This window comes from Paenibacillus sp. UMB4589-SE434 (assembly GCF_030226685.1).
GTDB lineage: Bacteria > Bacillota > Bacilli > Paenibacillales > Paenibacillaceae > Paenibacillus_B.
In genome coordinates this window covers 2246889-2265678 of the sequence record NZ_JASOYK010000001.1, presented here as the reverse complement: position 1 = coordinate 2265678, position 18790 = coordinate 2246889, and the positions used below count along the sequence as shown (strand labels likewise).

General features: G+C 43.7%; 17 protein-coding genes, 1 pseudogene, 1 CRISPR repeat array and 1 riboswitch. Of the genes and pseudogenes, 13 read left to right on the top strand and 5 right to left on the bottom strand.

The window, feature by feature from the left end; genetic code table 11:
- Nucleotides 1–57: 57 nt before the first annotated feature.
- The gene (locus tag QP775_RS09510; RefSeq protein WP_285105412.1) at nucleotides 58–2289 is read right to left on the bottom strand and encodes a M1 family metallopeptidase; all 2232 of its coding nucleotides are present in this window, start codon (nucleotides 2287–2289) and stop codon (nucleotides 58–60) included.
- A gap of 487 nt (nucleotides 2290–2776) precedes the next feature.
- Between QP775_RS09510 and QP775_RS09505 the strand changes: the two genes are divergently transcribed.
- The 3 genes from QP775_RS09505 (at nucleotide 2777) to QP775_RS09495 (ending at nucleotide 4937) form a co-directional block, all read left to right on the top strand.
- Nucleotides 2777–3700 (top strand): GNAT family N-acetyltransferase, encoded by a 924-nt coding sequence (locus tag QP775_RS09505; RefSeq protein WP_239332824.1) that lies wholly within the window; start codon nucleotides 2777–2779, stop codon nucleotides 3698–3700.
- Nucleotides 3701–3785: 85 nt separating this feature from the next.
- Nucleotides 3786–4208, top strand: coding sequence for a MarR family winged helix-turn-helix transcriptional regulator (locus QP775_RS09500; protein ID WP_285105409.1), 423 nt, complete (start codon nucleotides 3786–3788; stop codon nucleotides 4206–4208).
- A gap of 84 nt (nucleotides 4209–4292) precedes the next feature.
- The gene (locus QP775_RS09495; RefSeq protein WP_239332820.1) at nucleotides 4293–4937 is read left to right on the top strand and encodes a DUF1796 family putative cysteine peptidase; all 645 of its coding nucleotides are present in this window, start codon (nucleotides 4293–4295) and stop codon (nucleotides 4935–4937) included.
- Between the two features lie 108 nt (nucleotides 4938–5045).
- On the opposite strand, the gene QP775_RS09490 is transcribed toward QP775_RS09495, so the two are convergent.
- The gene (locus tag QP775_RS09490) at nucleotides 5046–5462 is read right to left on the bottom strand and encodes a hypothetical protein (protein ID WP_239332818.1); all 417 of its coding nucleotides are present in this window, start codon (nucleotides 5460–5462) and stop codon (nucleotides 5046–5048) included.
- Nucleotides 5463–5525: 63 nt separating this feature from the next.
- Nucleotides 5526–5681, bottom strand: a riboswitch (cyclic di-AMP (ydaO/yuaA leader).
- Nucleotides 5682–6012: 331 nt separating this feature from the next.
- Nucleotides 6013–6681: an NAD-dependent epimerase/dehydratase family protein gene (locus tag QP775_RS09485; RefSeq protein ID WP_285105405.1), complete on the bottom strand. Its 669-nt coding sequence runs from the start codon at nucleotides 6679–6681 to the stop codon at nucleotides 6013–6015.
- Nucleotides 6682–6725: 44 nt separating this feature from the next.
- Between QP775_RS09485 and QP775_RS09480 the strand changes: the two genes are divergently transcribed.
- The gene (locus QP775_RS09480; RefSeq protein ID WP_285105403.1) at nucleotides 6726–6866 is read left to right on the top strand and encodes a hypothetical protein; all 141 of its coding nucleotides are present in this window, start codon (nucleotides 6726–6728) and stop codon (nucleotides 6864–6866) included.
- Here QP775_RS09480 and QP775_RS09475 read toward each other — a convergent pair whose 3' ends face one another.
- Together QP775_RS09475 and QP775_RS09470 are read right to left on the bottom strand one after the other, a co-directional pair.
- On the bottom strand, nucleotides 6867–7082 hold the full coding sequence (locus QP775_RS09475; RefSeq protein ID WP_285105401.1) for a cation:proton antiporter regulatory subunit: 216 nt from the start codon (nucleotides 7080–7082) through the stop codon (nucleotides 6867–6869).
- Nucleotides 7072–7533, bottom strand: coding sequence for a GreA/GreB family elongation factor (locus QP775_RS09470; RefSeq protein WP_239332810.1), 462 nt, complete (start codon nucleotides 7531–7533; stop codon nucleotides 7072–7074). The genes QP775_RS09475 and QP775_RS09470 overlap by 11 nt, the downstream gene beginning before the upstream one ends.
- A 523-nt stretch (nucleotides 7534–8056) precedes the next feature.
- Between QP775_RS09470 and QP775_RS09465 the strand changes: the two genes are divergently transcribed.
- The 9 genes and pseudogenes from QP775_RS09465 (at nucleotide 8057) to QP775_RS09425 (ending at nucleotide 18772) form a co-directional block, all read left to right on the top strand.
- Nucleotides 8057–9103 carry a lactonase family protein gene (locus QP775_RS09465; protein ID WP_285105399.1) on the top strand — a complete coding sequence of 349 codons (1047 nt, stop codon included), beginning with the start codon at nucleotides 8057–8059 and terminating at the stop codon, nucleotides 9101–9103.
- 141 nt (nucleotides 9104–9244) lie between these two features.
- On the top strand, nucleotides 9245–10000 hold the full coding sequence (locus QP775_RS09460; RefSeq protein WP_285105397.1) for a class I SAM-dependent methyltransferase: 756 nt from the start codon (nucleotides 9245–9247) through the stop codon (nucleotides 9998–10000).
- Between the two features lie 180 nt (nucleotides 10001–10180).
- Nucleotides 10181–10912, top strand: a complete 732-nt coding sequence (locus QP775_RS09455; RefSeq protein ID WP_285105395.1) for a suppressor of fused domain protein — start codon at nucleotides 10181–10183, stop codon at nucleotides 10910–10912.
- Between the two features lie 109 nt (nucleotides 10913–11021).
- Nucleotides 11022–11471, top strand: coding sequence for a putative glycolipid-binding domain-containing protein (locus tag QP775_RS09450; protein WP_285105788.1), 450 nt, complete (start codon nucleotides 11022–11024; stop codon nucleotides 11469–11471).
- Nucleotides 11472–11919: 448 nt separating this feature from the next.
- Nucleotides 11920–12621, top strand: coding sequence for an RNA polymerase sporulation sigma factor SigK (gene sigK / locus QP775_RS09445; RefSeq protein ID WP_028544861.1), 702 nt, complete (start codon nucleotides 11920–11922; stop codon nucleotides 12619–12621).
- A 242-nt stretch (nucleotides 12622–12863) separates the two neighbouring features.
- Nucleotides 12864–12953: pseudogene (locus QP775_RS09440) on the top strand (helix-turn-helix domain-containing protein); the annotation flags it as partial.
- 404 nt (nucleotides 12954–13357) lie between these two features.
- Nucleotides 13358–13797: direct repeats of the CRISPR family, unit length 32 nt; unit sequence GTCGCACTCTATGCGAGTGCGTGGATAGAAAC.
- 1993 nt (nucleotides 13798–15790) lie between these two features.
- Nucleotides 15791–16165, top strand: coding sequence for a hypothetical protein (locus QP775_RS09435; protein ID WP_285105786.1), 375 nt, complete (start codon nucleotides 15791–15793; stop codon nucleotides 16163–16165).
- 55 nt (nucleotides 16166–16220) lie between these two features.
- On the top strand, nucleotides 16221–17441 hold the full coding sequence (locus QP775_RS09430) for a phosphoenolpyruvate hydrolase family protein (RefSeq protein ID WP_285105392.1): 1221 nt from the start codon (nucleotides 16221–16223) through the stop codon (nucleotides 17439–17441).
- Between the two features lie 122 nt (nucleotides 17442–17563).
- Nucleotides 17564–18772, top strand: a complete 1209-nt coding sequence (locus tag QP775_RS09425; protein WP_285105390.1) for a Tm-1-like ATP-binding domain-containing protein — start codon at nucleotides 17564–17566, stop codon at nucleotides 18770–18772.
- Nucleotides 18773–18790 lie beyond the last annotated feature (18 nt).

Genomic DNA, 18790 nt, shown 5'->3' with positions numbered 1-18790 from the left:
AACTCGTTATGGTTCTATTGTATCGGAGTGTAGACCGTCCTGCAAATGAAGGAAGTGTTAATTCGAATCATCTGTATTTTCAAATAGTTTGGCGATAGGATTCTCAATCTTTTTCTCTTTCCAGATCGATCCATCTGACTTTTGGACAATAAACTGATAGAAATGGTTGGTTACCATTAGGGTCTTATGTCCGATGCCCATAATAAAAGGCTGTTCCCAATCCTTGGAGATATGGTCATCTGTCCAGAAGTAATGGACGACCATTCGTTCTTTGTTATAAGGGTGCAGTATGCCATAGGCACCTTGAAGACCCGATTTGCTCATCGTTTCTTTCCAAGCGAAGCCAGTGTGTGCAGAATTAGTGATAATACCAGCTTGCAAGGCTTGGGTAAAGGCATTGTGCTTGGGATTACCAATTACAATGACGTTGCTCTTGGCAAGTGTAGTCTCCAACTGCTTCTTAATCGTCTGGCGATTGTTGATTATATTTGCTTTCATGCCAAATGATTGGAACATCGATTGCAGCTGAGTAGCCAGCATGTCCTGCTGCGCTTTAGCTTTCTTACTGGCGGGATCACCTACGATGATCGTAAGCGGCTCGTCACGAAGCGTCTTGCTCATCAGCTTGTACATCGTCTCTTTTGGCAGCTGCGGATTCGATTCATCCACACCGTCGTACATTTGCTTAATGGAAGATTTCATAAAGGCTTGCTTTTCAGCCTCTGACATCTGATATTCCGGCTTCAACTCGAAGTTAGGCTTGTTCAGGTTATCGTCCATGCGATCGCGAATTGACTTGCCCAATTGATCTTCTATCGTCTGCAGCAATCCACTAACCGTTGCGTTGCGATAGGCATATCGATTGAAGTATTCCTTCATAAAGGTGTCAAATTTCTCGGGTCCAGCCATACGATACAGCTCATAAATGGCAAGACGGCCCTTCTTGTAATACACAGCATCTGGTGAATCCCCCACATGATGGTTGTCGGAATTAATGGCAACGTCCATTGGGTAGTCATCAAAGCGAACGCCATCAAAGCCGCTGCTCTTGTTGCCCTGCTCATTATAGAAGTAAGTCATGGCGAAGTCAGCGAATCCCTCATCCAGAAATGACTCTTTTTCAGAATTGTTACCGATGATAGAGTGGAACCACTGATGAGCGATCTCATGAACAAATGCAGAGTCGTTTGCAGGCACGGCATTAGGGGATACGAGACCCATCTGAATCATCCGCGAGAACTCAACAGCTACGCCCTCCACATGAGATTCAACAATACGGAAATCGGGATAGTCATATTTGCCGAATTTGCTGCTGAAAAACTCGATTGCTGCAAACGCGCGATCCATGTATTGGTTAATAACGGCGGTCTTGGCTGGATCATTCTTGTCGTTATAGTATACATATTCTACCGTAAGTCCGTTTTTGGTCTTGCTGGCCTTATGATACTTTTCGCTTGAAAAGAATACAAACTCCCGTGTCTTGTCTGACTTGGTGGAGACTATTTTGCGTCCAGCTTCTGCAGGCTGCTCGGACATTTGTCCAGGCATGGCAAGCTGGAGCTTATCTGGAACATTCAGATGAACGTTATAATCGGCAACATCGTAATAATCGGATTCAAAAGTGGTGCTGTACGGTACTTTGTTCCATGTATGTGCCTGCTCATTATATACGGACATCACAGGGAACCAGTGGGCGCCGTTAATAATATCTTTCTGGTAAGAAAGGCGCTGTGCACCAAATGGGATTTTGGTCTTGTAGGTTATAACGATCGTCACTTCTTCATCTTTCAGGAGGGGTTTTTCCAGTTGTACAGTTAAGGCCTGCTGTTCATTTTTTGACGTTAATGTGCGGCCACTAGTGGAATCTTTGACATCAGTGATGTCGATGCCGCCTAGAAAGTCGGCTGGTTTTTTGTCTGGAAATTGTTTGGCTAGTTCTTCGTTAGTGCGGGCAAACATTTGCGCTTGCGTATCTTTGGAACGATGCGCATCTGCGAATAGATGGAACACAACGTCGTTTAATTTATCAGATGAGGTATTGCGGTAGGTTACCGTCTGCTTGCCCGTAATCGTCATGTTATCGGTGTCTAGCTTGGCATCAATCTCGTATTTAACGTGCGATTGCACTTGCTCTGGTGTCTGGAACGTGGTCTTTATAGTCGAAGTAGATTCAGCAGCAGGGGCAGCGTATGTCATGCCTGCATTTGTTATTGTCCCAGCGATTAAGCTAAATGCCATTGTCACTGCCAGAACCATTTGTAATCGTTTCTTGCCTGTAAGTCTTGTCATTTGTCACACTCCCAAGTTGTCTCTTATGTTGTTATACTCCTCATCCTAATGTAAAAGACAGACAAGGTCGAGGGATTGTCCTTACTGTAACCTTACAGTATTGCAACCTTACAGCTAAGGCCAAAGCCATATGACTCGAATTAATAGTATTTTTCCATAAACAACGCTCTATCTACTGAAAATGACTCCTTAGATCCACCCAATGATAGTGATCCCTTTCACCATAGTTACCATTACAAGGATCTGAGACTACATGTCCATGTTAGAATCCAGATCTCCCGAAATACGTGTCGTTAAAGAGATATCCCCATCAAATTAACGATTTTCATATGTTTTATCGACCTCCATCAATTTTGTTCATATTGTTTATGAAATGAGGGTTCCCTTTTGGCAGTCAAACAAGGTAACGTAGACCATGTAAGAATAGGTATACAAATTGTGTAAATAAGAGTGGAGTTCGTCAACATAAAAATAGGATGTGATATTGTTGCTGAAGACTGCTAAGTACAAGGCGGAAGACATTCAGGAAATGGCTGCCTTCATCGAGACATGCAACCAAATTCAGGAACAGCATGTCGGTTATTGTGGTGTCAAATGCGATGAAATAGCGGCAGCAATTGTAGAAATTACAGCTGATAGTTCACTTGATGAACGTTTTGTCGTTTACGAGGAAGCAGGGAGTATCATTGGTATTTGTGGGCTTGATATAGGAGCTGACAATGGAGCAGTAGAATTATGGGGTCCCTTCGTGAGAGAGGACGATGTAACGAATCAGGCTCTCTTACATGCAATATGGCAAGATATTAATAAGCTAATATGGGCAAAGGGGCAGAAAGTTACGCAGGTAGAAGGGTTCTATGATACGCGTAATAGGGTTGGTATTCCTATTTTTGAATGGCTTGGAGGAGAGTGTACCGGGGTTCACTCCGTTCTTCAATTGAAGCGGGCGCAGTGGCTATCTGCTAAAGAAGAACAGACAAGCTCGCCATATAAGACAACAGATCAGGCTGCTTTTGTGTCTCTTCATGAGAGTTGTTTTCCGGGTACATACATGAGTGCTGAAAGCCTGATAAAGAGTATAGATGACCAACATGCCTTATTTGTTTGCCGTGAGAACAGTGAGATGGCTGGTTATATTTATGCGAGCGCCAATGCCGAGTTCGGTGAAGGTACAATTGAATACATTGCGGTTGATGAACGTTATCGTCACAAAGGGATCGGAAGTAAGCTGCTGCGTCAAGCCTTATCATTTTTATTTCATTATCCTTCAATAGAAGATATTCAACTGTGCGTATCCCATTCTAACAGGGGAGCTCTCTCTTTGTATGAGAAATGCGAGTTTGTAAGGGTACGAGATTACGCACATTACAAATTGAGCATAGATAGTGAGATCATGCCCATCAGCAGGTAAAAGGGATGAACCAAGCGGAAGAGGCACCCCCCATTTTCTAAGCAGAGAACATCATATTATTTATTTGGCTGGAAAGGTGGTTACTATGACTGAACATCTTGCTATTGGACGGCTGATATTACAACTGCGACGATTGGAGCGATATCCGAAGTCTTTCGGAGATCTAAACGATTTATCCCTCAGCGAAGTTCATACTATTGAAGCAATTGGGGAACATGAAGGTGTGGCAATGGGTGAGTTATCTGACCGGCTGTGCGTTACGAAGGGAGCCGTCTCGCAAATGATGGTTCGTTTGGAACGAAAGGAGCTTGTCGTCCGTAATACACATCCGTCAGACGCTCGAATTGTTCTTGTGTCTTTAACAGACAAGGGGCGAATCGCCTATGAAACGCAGGCCAAGATACATGAAGCTATTTATATGGAGTTAAAAGGAGAGTTTACCAGCAGTGAGCTTCGTTCTTTCGAGCGGTGTATGGAACGATTAACACAGACGCTTCGAGACCGTTAATAAAGCAAATGAGACGGAAGTCCGTACCTTTTAGCCAAGCCGTCATACAGTATAGTATACGGATTGAGACAAGAGGTGACGACGATGAAGAGGGAACAATTAGCACGATCTTATCATGCAATATATAGTATGGGGAGAAAATGTTTAGTAGCTATTCAGTTGCATCGACTCGGATTAAGAAAGTTCGGAGGCATGCTAGATTGGAATCGCTCCGTACACCTATCGAACGTTAACTTGTTGCTGCGCAATCGATTCGCAGGATATATGGAACTAGACAACCTTGAATTTACAGGTTATGACCAAGGTGATCGATGTCTTATGTTACGGGATCGTGTATACGATATTTATTCTGTTCATGATTACCCGAAAGACTTCAATTCACCTGAGCATCTGGTATCCTATCCCGAGGTTAAAGCGATGTACGATCGCCGAATACAGCGCTTTTTGGAGAAAACAGCGGTATTACCATGGTTGTTATTTATTCGTATTGATGGGACGTATGAGGAAGTTGTCGAGCTTGAAAGGCAGCTGCGTAGTTATGTCAGACATCAATTTCATATTTTGCTTGTTTTACATGGGGATCATCTTGGAATCGTAGAGATAGATTGGAACTTGGAACATGTGTGTGTTGTTTCTATAGACACAGAGCAGCTGAATGATGAGGTGTGGGACGAACTGCTGGCGAGTGTAGCGTATGAGGAATATGCAGGGCAGCCGGATAAGCCATAGGAAGACGCTGTCATTTAAAATAACAGTTGCAGGACTGCGGCTATGGGCTTCAGTCCTGCTGATGCGTGAATCTGCTAGTAGACATTTTAAAGATTCATTTTTGCTGCTTTAGATGGTTCCGTAATAGGCTTGGCAGTGGGTGATAAGCATGCTTTGCTGCGGACAATAACGATAGGATGAATGCTGCAACAGATTCGCTAGTGCTAGCTCGGTTAACTGTACCTTCTCCTCACACCATGAAGTTCTCATTTGCTCCAACAGCAGCAAAGCACCTATTGCTGATTTGCCCTTTAACCGTTCTAATTGTCGCGCCCAGCGCTGAAGATCAAAATGAGAATCATCAGGCATCAGGGTAACTTTTCCCCAGCCTTGAGCTTCCCCACTTACTACTTTTAAAATAATCATGATCGGCAATGCGGTCCTGCATTGTGTATCAGTTTCAATTGCGGACAAGCGTGACATACTAGCTAATTGATACAATTCAATGCGGTTAATGGTGTGTGCTGATGTATGGATTTCGTCCATCTTCATCCCTCCAGACTTTGTCATGATGCAAATAGGTGGTCTGTAACAAGAGCAGCTATCTGCAAGTCTCTCCTGTAACGCTTACGAGGTTAGCTGACGGATTCGGGCGATGGAGTCGCCCTACCAGTAGAGACTACCGGATTCACCCCAATGTAGGATCGTGGACCCTGAATGGTTCCCCCGCTGCTCTGTAACTAGAGCACTCAGCGATTGAAAGAATGAAGCGATGCTTCATGTTGTCTATCATAGCGCGTGGCAGCAGGGGTGTATAACGATAAAAGACCGATAAGGACGAATTAAAGGTGATTTTGAACGATAGGGGATGGATTATAGCAACGATTGAATATATTTATCCGAATTACGCCGTGCTTGCTGCAGCTATCGATAGGTTGCATATTTCGTGTTCAGCGACGGAAGGCTGCTCGAAGGCATACGAGAAATAAAAAGATGGACGAAGGCATACTGCCGGGAAATTGGATGAGATGTACGCGCGTCAAAAAGCACTTCCGCTGCGCCTGTTCACAGCAGCATACTGAAGTGCTTATCATCCTTATTTATTTATTTGAGCAGCCATGCTGCACAGTTGGTCAGAAGGATATATGTGCGTGCCGCCAAGACCTGAGCTTGCTGCATACAGCATTGCTTCTGCTATGATAGAAGCTTGAATCGGGCGATATTTTAATAGTGGGCCGCGCAGGATAGGCGATAAGAGGGGACTGATGGCAGCTGCAGCTCGCTCTCCGAGTCGGAACTCCTGACGCGCACCTATAATTAGCGAGGGCCGTACAATATGAAGCGCACGTAAGGGAAGTGCTTGCAGTCCAGTTTCCAAATCCCCTTTGACACGACTGTAGAAAAATGCTGACTTCGAGCTGGACCCCATCGCTGTAATGATTGTAAAAGAACGAACCTGTGCCGCAGCTGAAAGCTTCCCAGCTTGCAAGGGATAAATGTAATCTACCTTACGAAATGCTTCCTTTGACTTGGCTTGCTTGATTGTAGTTCCTAAACAGCAGAACACGTCTTCTGCTTGAAATAATGCAGCATACTGGTCCATACGGTCGAAATCTATCGTGTGTACTTCAACATTAGGAAAGGGAACGATGACAGGTCGGCGACTTAACACAATGACACGTTTATAATACGCATGAATTCGTGCCATAAGCTCGCTGCCTACTAACCCTGTCGCACCTAACACTAAGGCGGTATCTTTGGTCATCAGCTAGCCCCTTTCAAGATGAATATTCGTTCGTCCATTATAACATGATGATCATTTGGAATGAGAACAAGCTGGATCTGGTTGTTCAACTTGCTTCATCCAACTTATATCTGACGTTAGAAGAATATAACGGAAAGAGCCACTATGCTCTGCCAAAAAAGGCGAGCGCAGCGGCCCCTCTGTAGCTAATCGATTAAGCCGGCAATAATGGCGGCTGCAGTGCCTGCTTCTTTGTCATCCAGCGTAACAACGGATTGCATTTCATCAGGATCATCGGCTTTCATATGGAAGAGGTCACGTCGACCATCCAAATGCACAATGATAACCAGTGTGTCTCCAACTGCGGTATGCAGACTATATTTCCGGCCGATACCTGGCAGGTCTGCTGCTTTAACGTTCATGTTGACATCCTCCCTCGATGTCCTCTGCAGTAAAGGTGACCTTGTCAATTCGAATATCAATTGTTCCGGCTGGTGTATCAATTGTCAGTATGCTTCCGATAGTCGCAGTAAGCAGTTGTCTCCCCATAGGAGACAGGAATGAAATTCGATTCTCATTGGGCTCCGCATGCTGCGGGTAGACGATGGTAAAGGAATCCATATCGTGATCTTCTAGATAGGTGATTCTAACCTGGCTGCCAATCAGTATCACTTTGCACAATTGATCATCAGGCAGGTTGAGCAGCTCTCGAATACACGAAGAATAACGTGTCACAATCTGTTCTGCTTGTGTGCGCTTGTCTCCAAATGCGGGAAAGACCGCATCTAGAAATGCCTGCTTCTCTTCCTCTAACGCAATGAGCTGACGTTGGACATGCTGCCTAATTTGGGTGGAAGTGGCGCTATGGTTCATAGTAGACTTCACCTCCTATATGATTGCGGTTACATTTGAAAATGAGCATGTTCATCTAATCTCCTCCAGACATAATAAAAACCTCCACGTTATGAGGTCCTATCAATAGTTTAACATATAAATCTTGTAGGTAAGCAAACGGCTTACAACGTGTGTTTCTATGAGAGGAATATCATATTTAAATACGATAGAAAGCAGACGTGAAGTGGCCATTAGAAAAGACTATTCATTTATTTCATACATAATAATTTTACAGACTACCTTCTCTATTTTTTGTCCTGTAGGGTAACAATTTTATTAAGCAGCTGACGTAGCTATGTGGGATACATAAGGGGCAATATCGGTGATGGAATGAATATCCTTCCTAATCATTAACTTTATAGTATGATAGAGAAACAGGGACAATTAGACAGGTCCCACGGATTGATCATATTCCTGTCGTCTTATCTAATCTACATATAAGAGGACGACTGTATTGGAACTGGTTGTACATAGTGAGAAGTAGAGAGGAGAGGTAGCTGTTATGAGTATGTATTATACGTATGTTGGCACTTATTCCCCTGAGGATCAGGATGGCATTCATCTATTGGCGTTGGACACCGAGCAGGGCAGCTTGAATCTGCTGCAAGGCTTTGCAGGTATTGAGAGTCCTTCATTTTTGACCATTGACGCGAAGCGACATTTCTTATATGCCGCCAGCGAGACGGTGGACGGCAGCGTTGTCTCGTATCGGTTGGACCCGTCAACCGGACTGCTAGAGGAGATTAGCAGACAGAAGACCCAAGGGGATCATCCCTGTCACTTAAGTGTAGATGAGTCTGGCAGATGGCTGCTTGCGGTAAACTATTCAAGCGGGAATGTATGTGTATATCCGATTGATGAACAGGGTGCCATCGAGAAGATGAGCCATCACGTGCAGCATGCGGGCAGCAGTGTTCGTCTTGACCGCCAAGAAGCGCCACATCCGCATTCCATTTTCCCAATGCCGCAATCTCCATTCTGGATCGTACCTGACCTAGGCTGCGATGCATTGTTTGTGTACAAGCTCGATCCGATAAACGGCACGTTGGAGCTGCAATCGACGACACCAACGGAAGGTGGAGCGGGACCTCGCCACGTTGTATTCCATCCGACGGAGCCATGGGTGTATGCGATTGGCGAATTAGACTCCAAGATAGCTGCATACCAGTACTCGCGAGAAGATGGGTCATTGACGGCGCTTCAGACCGTGTGCACACTGCCTAAAGGATATGACGGAGAATCGTATTGCGCAGACATTCATATTGATCCTGAAGGACAGTATCTATATGGTTCGAATCGTGGGCATGACAGTGTCGCGGTGTTCCGCATTCAAGCAAACGGGACCGTATCTCTTGCTGCTCACACGGGAACAGAGGGTGCTTACCCGCGCAACTTTGCACTTGCACCAGATGGCACTTACCTGCTCGCGGCTAATCAGAATTCAGATTCGGTCACCTTATTTAAGCTGAATGAGGGTATACCTGAATATACTGGCGTACGTTTAGAGATTCCAAACAAGCCTGTCTGCTTGAAGCTGCTTGGCAAGTAGGCAATAGTTCATCTAATGTAGCAAATATTTTCTAATATGTCTCCTAGGGGTTATTCGATAAGCTGATGCTGTGTAAACAGGTCAGCTTATTTTGTTAGCATACCGTAAGAGTCGGGCGAGTTGAAGAGAGGAGGGTGAGTCATGAAAAATGCTGATAAGTTTACTGGGAAAGCATCAATCTATGCCCAATACCGATCGAGATATCCAAAGGCGTATATTGATTATTTAATGGATATCAATGAGCTAACAAGTAATAATACGATCGCTGATATCGGCTCGGGTACAGGAATTCTTACGCAGCAGCTCCTAGAGCGCGATGTACATGTCATTGCTGTTGAGCCCAATGCAGAGATGAGAAAGACAGCCGAACTGCAATTGCATGCTTACACAAAATATACTTCCGTACCAGGTACAGCCGAGCAAACGACGCTTCCAGATCTCTCCGTGGATCTGATTACAGTAGCGCAAGCATTCCATTGGTTTGCTGTGAGGTTATTTCGAGAGGAATGCCAACGCATCTTAACACAAGACGCGAACGTTGCTTTGGTCTGGAACAGCAGAGATGCAGCAAGTGATCTTGTGCAAGAAAATGCAGCAATTTGCAAGCGGCTTTGTCCGCCTTTTCGAGGTTTTAGTGGAGGGATTGAGGAAACTCCTGAGCGATATGGACAATTTTTTAAAAATGGTTTGTATGAATATAAGCAATTTGAGAATCACTTGACCTTTGACCTGAATGGCTTTATCGGTCGTAATTTGTCCGCTTCTTACGCACCTCATCAGGAAGATGTGCATTATGAGCGGTTTGTTCAATCGATCACCGAACTATTTTACAAGTATAACAAAGACGGTGTACTGACAATGCCTAACTTAACACGCAGTTATATGGGCAAAGTGTAGGGTAAAATGTACAGGACTAAGCTCTCATGGCCGCAGGTGGTTGTGGGTTGAATGAGGCAGCTGATGCACAAAAATAAAAGAAATCATTTCCATGACGGGGAAATCATAGTACATTAGTAGTTGGGCCTATTCTACACATTTGATTGCCCTTACATAATACATATCTACTAGGAGGCTCCTATGAGTAGCCAAGAACTATCTGCGTCAGGACAACCGATTTACCGTCATGAAACCAGACAGCATGAATTCCAGTTGGCAGCAGGGAATGAAGAAGCGATTGAAAAGATCACGCAGCATGTGGAAACTTATATTGGTCCAGTTGAGGGTGTATTTCATGAGATTATCTCGGATCTTGTTCACTTAGATATTCTTATTGTGTCGCCCACACCGGAACGTAACTACTATACGTTGGTGACATGTGGGATGAGTAATCTCCCGATGACTGTTCCAGAGGGAGCAGAGAACTTTAAATATGCGGAATTGATGATCTGCTTGCCGGCTTCATGGAAAGTATCTGAGGAGGCGTTTCAAGATGAGGCCAACTATTGGCCTGTCCGCTGGTTGAAGACGCTGGCAAGAATGCCGCATGAGTATGATACTTGGCTGTATGCCGGACATACGATCCCGAACGGTGATCCAGCTGAGCCTTTTGCGGACAACACCAAGCTGGCGGGGATGATGCTGACTATTCCTACCACAATTGAAGAGTTGGAAGCTTTCTTTAGTTTGCCATTGTCAGAGGAAAAGGAAGTTCATTTCTTCGGCCTCATACCTTTGTATAAAGAAGAAATGGATTTCAAGCTTAAGCATGGCGTAGATGATTTGTTTGACAAGCTGAACAAGATCGAGGTAAACGAGATTGTACAGGTGGACCGCAAAAATGTATGTAAAAAAAGATTCGGTCTGTTTTAAGAGGGTATAATACATGGTACATCATGTCATATGGAAACGGGTCCCTGATCATGGGATGGAGTACTGTGAGGTAACTTTTGGAGCGGCTATGAGGATCTAAGGCAATCTTATTTGTGCCAATGATAATGGCAGGTTCTCAGTCCAATATACAGTGCTTTGTGATCAGGACGGCAGCACGAGGCAAGTTGAAGTCCGTGTGCAGCAAGAGCAGGGGCATACAACGTTAAACGTGGAAAGAGATCACCTTAACCGTTGGACCTTAAATGGCCTTGAGCTCTCTGAGTTAAATGGCATCAAAGATATCGATATCGGTGTTACTCCTGCTACCAACTTGCTGCCTATCCAACGCTTGAAGCTGGAAGTAGGGCAGTCAGCCCAATTTGATGCGGCAAGGATTCGGTTTCCTGAATTAACGATTCAGCCGATGAAGCAGCAGTATGAGCGAGTGGGAGCTAATACTTATATTTATAAGTCAATAGAGAGCGGGTACACTGCTAAAGTATACGTGGATGAAAATGGAATTGTCACGGATTATGAAGGCGAGTGGCAGCAAGTCTAACAACAGGATATTTTTATGAACAGGCTGCCGCTTACATACGGCAGCCTTGTTTTTTAGTTGGAGATAAAGGCAGTTTAATGTATTCATGGATGGCGGAAGCTCGGGAGAGGGGGAAATTCAGTTATGATTCCAGATTGTCAGACTTTAATAGTAGAGTCAAAAAACAGGGATAAAATGCTTGTTTTTCTAGGGTCACACGCCAAAAAGGCCAGACGCGGTAGACTCTCTCCTCTTCTTGCTTTAGTCAATGGTATCCGGCAAATGCTTTGTGCCTTGGTACGATAGTGCTCAACAATTTTGCAACCGCTCATTCCTGCCGTACATGCACTTCTGGGCCACCGCCTACATACAATGTATAACTGTGCTTGGCGTGATCGGGCTGAAATCCCTGATCGTGCAGGGCAAAGCTGTACTACACAACGTCGTCAGACTCTGGAGGTGACTAGACATGACGGGATTATTTGCAGCGATTGCAATTTTTATTAAACAGTTGTCATTGCTCGTGTCTTATGTTAAAAACAATGCTTTTCCGCAGCCGTTAGCAGAGGACGAAGAGATGAAGCATTTGCTGCTCATGGCCGAAGGTAACGCTCACTCGCGTAATATGCTTATTGAACATAACCTCCGTCTGGTGGCTCATATTGTCAAAAAGTTTGACAATACCGGCGAGGATCTGGAGGATCTGATCTCGATCGGAACGATCGGCTTGATTAAAGCGATTGAAAGCTTTCAGCCGAACAAAGGAACGAAGTTGGCGACCTTTGCCGCACGTTGTATCGAGAACGAAATACTTATGCATCTTCGGAGTCTGAAGAAGACCCGCAAGGATGTGTCCCTACATGACCCGATCGGAACGGATAAGGAAGGGAATGAAATTACACTGATCGATATTCTCGGTACTGATGGCGACGATGTCGTTGAGAAGGTGCAGTTGAAGATCGAGAAGAGCAAGATTTATCGGAATCTCGACATATTAGATGAGCGAGAGCAAGAGGTTATTCGCGGCCGCTTTGGATTGGATGGAGGCGGAGAGGAGCGGACGCAGCGCGAGATAGCAAAGGAACTGGGGATCTCCCGCAGTTATGTATCTCGGATTGAGAAGCGAGCGCTGATGAAGCTGTACCATGAATTTTATAAGGTGAAGCGGTGATTGCCATTCAAGGGGAAAAGCCTGTAAGAGTGAGAGATAAGCCTCTCATGATTGCAGGCTATTTGCGTTGTGACATCATGACCTAATGGGAGCATATTAACTGGCTTCAGAAGGGATGGATTTTGAAAGAAATTCGCTTTAACAAAGACGGCAAGTTTGTAGGAAAAAATAAAGTAAAACACGGGGTGAAAATATATAACTATTTACGGAGAAAGAGGCTAATCGCGGCCGCTTTGAATTGGATGGAGGCGGGGAAGAAAGAGCAGACGCAGCGCGTGATAGCAAAGGAACTGGGGATCTCCCGCAGTTATGTATCTCGGATTGAGAAGTGAGCGCTGATGAAGCTGTACCATGAATTTTATAAGGTGAAGAAATAAACCTAAAGCTGTTACGATGTTAAATCGGAGCAGCTTTATTTTAGTTGTTTGCGACAGAGGTTGGTGAGCGGAACAGCACATGGAAATAAAAATAGAAGCTTAACTGTATTCTCGGCAGAGAAGGTGACGGCACTTGTTTCTTTGATGTTGATAGGAGATACTAGAGTTGAGCCTTGATAAAATAGATACGAGTGCGAATCCTAGGTGCACATGAAATCCCCGGGAGATCCGCACCTCTTGCTACATAAGGGTTTGCAGGCTTTTTGACCATTTTTGTCAGCGAAGATTGACTATGATTTTTGGGATTCGCACTTTTGGGCCTGAGAAGCCTTGTGGGAGTAGGGCGCTTTAGGTCCGCTGTCGCACTCTATGCGAGTGCGTGGATAGAAACAAAAACAATAATGAGTTGGTCGCATTTGCTGAGCGTCGCACTCTATGCGAGTGCGTGGATAGAAACTGATCTACGTCATGAAGACGAACAAAGAGCGTGGTCGCACTCTATGCGAGTGCGTGGATAGAAACATCCACATAAAATGATGACAGATGGTCGCGGATGTCGGGTCGCACTCTATGCGAGTGCGTGGATAGAAACCGTTTTTTGTTTGCGCTCCAGATCAGCAGCGCGGCCGAGGTCGCACTCTATGCGAGTGCGTGGATAGAAACAATCGCAGACAAGTCAGATCCGAGAAACACCGATCCTTGTCGCACTCTATGCGAGTGCGTGGATAGAAACGCCAGATTGCGCCCGCGCACCTAAGTGTTAGGTAGTCGCACTCTATGCGAGTGCGTGGATAGAAACGTTGTTATGGCTATAACTGCTAGAACATCAAGTGTCGCACTCTATGCGAGTGTGGATAGAAACTTTAACGTGCGTCGCGAGCTTTGCATAGCAAGCGTTCTACGTTCAACATTGAATCTGAAAATTTACTAATTTAATCTGAATGAGGACAGAACAAAATAAGTCACTGACTACCCAAAATCAAAATTAGGTCCTATCTTAGCCGCTGGTCACGGTGCTGAAAATTGAGTCGTCGAGGTCAGCGCAGCTGCTGTATGGTAACCTTGACGAGCGGTTCATATTGCCGAAGCTTTGCCATGCCATGTCCCTCATGGCATGGCCCATTCCCTTTAGGGCGGGGGGAATATTTAACATCAAAATTATTTATAAGCGTGTATATAGTGCCCATGCTAGGCGCACTTAAAGAAAAGTCGGTATGTGGCCGACTTTGACTAACACACCCTATGGTTGGGGTAGAGACAACGAAACGCAAAAAAACGTACGTTAACAATTGTGTCTCATTGTGATCCAGCTGAGAACGGCTAAATTGTGTATTGTTAGAGGGAATATTCGGTTTGAATACCTGAAGGGCGACCGCCAACAGTTTAAAGGGAATATAAGCCACGGACATTTAAGCTCTTCAACAGTTGATTTTCTCTACTCTAGCAATGTCCGCTAATGTCGTCTAGAACCCAGTAAATACATATCCACTAATGCTTACCATATAAAACCGTTAAAATGTTGGATCGACTCCAATTAGTAAAATAACTCGCGTGGGTTCTCCAAACAATAAAAAGGCTCGATCTAACAGATCGTAACCCAGAATTGGAGCCAAACCAAGGCTTGATATTCTACTAAATGCAGCCTGGTATATGTGTAGTATTCCATTCCTTTGTTGTATTAACTGTTGTTTTCAGTACCTTAACAAGCCCTTTGTTTCCAACTGATAGCCATGAATCTACTTGAACAGTAGCTTTCAGTTCAATTTTTCGCCGGCACTAGTAACTTTAGCTCCAACATTTTTACTAGCTATTATGAAAGCTGTTAATAAATTATTATCGTTATCTATTACTGAAACGGTTACATTATTTGCAGAAGTAATTTGTTCCACGAGTAATTTGCACTTACTTCATAAGATAATTCAAACGATCCACCAAGAATAGTTGTATACTATAACATTTGTAGTCTAGTACATAAACCAAACGAAGCTAGAGAACTATTCCATTAAGGTTAACAGTAACGGAATCATCTGAAAAAGCATCTGCTTTTTTTAGATATCTAGGATCTTCCTAGATTTTCTTACCATTGGATTAACCTCCTCCTTTTTTTATTTCCCAACATATTTTTGATAAATGTAAATAGACGTAATTCTAGCAGACCTAATAATACGAAAGTGTAAATTTTTCTTTCTATAAAACAAGACTTTCTTTTGAAGGGCATGGTATGTATATAATCATAAATGAACAGGAGACGCTGTATCTAAATGGAATCTATAGAACTAGGACTTACACTATTTGTGCTTTTAATAGTTATTTAGCTATTCTTTGCTCGGGTAGGTTTTCTAGTCAACAAATATCTAAGTGACTTCTTTGATAAATTATTTTCTTTAATTAAAAATATTTTCAAAAAAACGGACTGACCCTATTGTAGGTATCCCGACGGTATTCGTATCGGTAACATAAACAAGCGCTGCTACAAAAAAAGATGGAAACGAACCATTCCCATCCGATTGAAGATAGTATTAAAAATGAGTGGAGACAGCAAAACGCGAAAATCGTACGCTAACTATTGTGTTGCACAGAGATCCAGCCGAGAACGGCTAAATTGTGGGTGCGGGAACGAGTATACGAGCCGCGAGATTGTGAAGTATGGGGTATTCCCGTCACGATGTGTCAAGGATTGAGATATTTACACTGATGAATATGATCCGCATCTGGCACTCCTCTCACAAATGACAGATCCGATCAGGCTTTTATTTTACCTATCATACAACCATAGAAAGAAGTTGACGATTATGTGCAGATATGGACTTTATGGTCCGTACAAAGATATTTATGCATGCTTTGCATGCCGGAAAGTATATAAGCAAACCTCTCGGTATGAGTTGACGGAAGAAGAAAGAAATCAAATGAAGCATTGCTGCCCGCAATGTGGAAAGCTTATGAACGATATGGGACATGATTTTAAAGCCCCGAAGCAATCCGATATCAAGCAGTGGAGAAAGGTTGAAATCCTCTTTCAACATGGTTTTAAATATCATTCTTGCGGCTGTGATGGTCCGGGCTACCGACCAGCTAACTTAAATGAAGTTTATCCCTTTCTCGAAAAGAACAAAATATCCGTAACGGATGGAGAAAAATTGCTAAGTAAATTAACCGCGAAACTATAGCAGCTATTTTTTTACAATCATCTGAATGGGGAACGGAATAAGGGGATTTGGAAGTATGAAAAGAGCAGAAATTCTGGAACATCTCCATTCCCAGATCAATATGGGCAATCATATTATTGGAGTGGCAACAGGTGCAGGCATAACGGCCAAGTATGCGAAGCAGGGTGGGGCAGATTTCATTCTGATCTTAAACTCAGGGAAATTCCGCCAAATGGGGCGAAGTTCACTTGCTGGTTTTTTGCCATTTTGTAATAGCAATGATATGGTCATGGACTTTGCTCCTAGAGAGATTATCCCGTTAGTGAAGGATATGCCTATTCTGTTTGGTTTAAATGCGACTGATCCGACCAAGGATATGGAAGCTTACATCAGTGAAATCAAAGACATGGGGTTTTCCGGCATTAACAACTACCCTACTGTTGGGTTAATTGATGGTCAATTTAGCGAAGCGCTCAGCGAAGATGGGAATGATTATCGACTTGAAGTAGAAGCGATCCGAATAGCCCACCAAAAAGATCTGTTTACCGTTGCCTTTGTATTTGATGACATACAAGCCGCTCAAATGGTCGAGGCGGGAGCTGATGTGATTTGTGCCCACTTAGGCCTAACAGAAGGCGGATTGTTGGGAGCCAAAAAGGTAGTTTCCTTGGAAGCAGCCAAGGTCAAAGCGGCCCAAATATTTCAGACATGCAATGAGTTAAAGTCGGATCTGATTAAGCTGGTGTATGGCGGTCCTGTGAAAACACCAATTGATGTACAGTATATGTATAGCAACAATGACAATTTAATGGGTTACATCGGGGGATCAGCTTTTGAGAGGATTCCATCAGAGAAGTCCATTACCAATATTACAAAAGCCTTTAAGGGATCAGGAAAGCTGGATGAAGATGACCTAATGGTTAAAATGTTGGATGGCGTTACAAAGCACTATGATTACGTTGAATTTGTGAAGGAATATGTAGCCCAGAATTATAGAAATGAGATATCTTTTATAGATCTAGCCAAGGTGGCTCATGTATCTAGAAGCTATTTAAGTAGTTTGTTTACTAAAAAAGTAGGCTGCAGCTTTCAAACGTACATCGTGCAGTTCCGCATTGATAAAGCGGCCGAAATATTGGACAGAGAAAATATCCAATTATCAGAGCTGGCGCCATTAGTTGGATATCAAGACTACGCACAGTTTAGCAAAATGTTTAAAAAGTACAAAGGCTGCACCCCGAAACAATATAAATCTAACATAAACACAAAAACACAAGACATAAAGGCGTTTTCATAAATAAATCAAAGCAGTATGATTAATGCATAGTTAATCATACTTTTTTTATGGAGAACGTTCTCGAAATCATTATTTAGCCCTGTACAGGCTGGATCATCTATATGTAAAGGGAGGTTAATCCATTGAAGACAATCGCAATTGCTGGAACCTTTGACACCAAGGGTGATGAATATTTATATATCAAACATTTGCTTGAAAGCTTAGAACTTCATACGTTTACCATCCACACAGGTGTGTTTGAGCCTACATTTACACCCGATGTATCAAACCAAGAAGTAGCTGAAGCCGCAGGTGTGGATATGCAAACGCTTGCTGACAAGAAAGACAGAGCTTTAGCAACAGAAGTATTGTCAAAAAACATGGAAAAACTGATACCTGAACTATATAAACAAGGTAAATTTGATGGGATTATCTCCTTTGGGGGAACGGGTGGGACTGCGCTTGTAACACCCGGGATGCGGGCCTTGCCGATTGGTGTGCCTAAAGTGATGGTGTCAACAGTAGCATCAGGGAATACGGCTCCATACGTAGGCACAAGTGATATTGTGATGATGCCGTCCGTAGTTGATGTTGCAGGGCTTAATTCCATTTCTACAAAGATTTTTACGAATGCAGCATTTGCAATTGCAGGTATGGTTAAATTTGAAAATACAAAAGAGTTTGAAAAAAAGCCATTGATCGCAGCAACGATGTTTGGCGTAACCACTCCATGTGTAACGGCAGCCAGAAACTATCTTGAAGCTAGAGGCTATGAAGTGCTTGTATTTCATGCCACTGGTGTAGGCGGGCAATCGATGGAAGCTCTTGTGGAGGCTGGATTTATTGAAGGGGTGTTAGATCTGACCACAACAGAGTGGGCGGATGAGATTATTGGCGGCGTTTTGAATGCGGGACCTCATCGTTTAGAGGCAGCAGGTCGAAATCATATTCCTCAGGTTGTATCCGTAGGCGCATTGGATATGTGCAACTTTGGCCCTTACGATACGGTACCGGAGAAATTTGCCGGGCATACGTTCTACAAGCACAATCCTACCGTAACTCTGATGAGAACAACTGTAGAAGAAAACGAAGTCATCGGCAAAAAGCTGGTGGAAAAACTAAATATGGCGCAAGAAAAAACCGTCTTAATGCTGCCCCTCAAAGGCATATCAGGAATTGATGTAGAGGGTGAAGTGTTCTACGGCCAAAAAGAAGATCAGATGTTATTTGATACGTTAAGACAGGGGATAAACCGAAATGTCGTTGAACTCATAGAAATGGATTGTGCCATTAATGATGTCGAGTTTGCAGAAGCAGCTGCGCAGAAACTAATCGAATTAATGAGCAAATAAGCGTTGCATTGGAGTGTG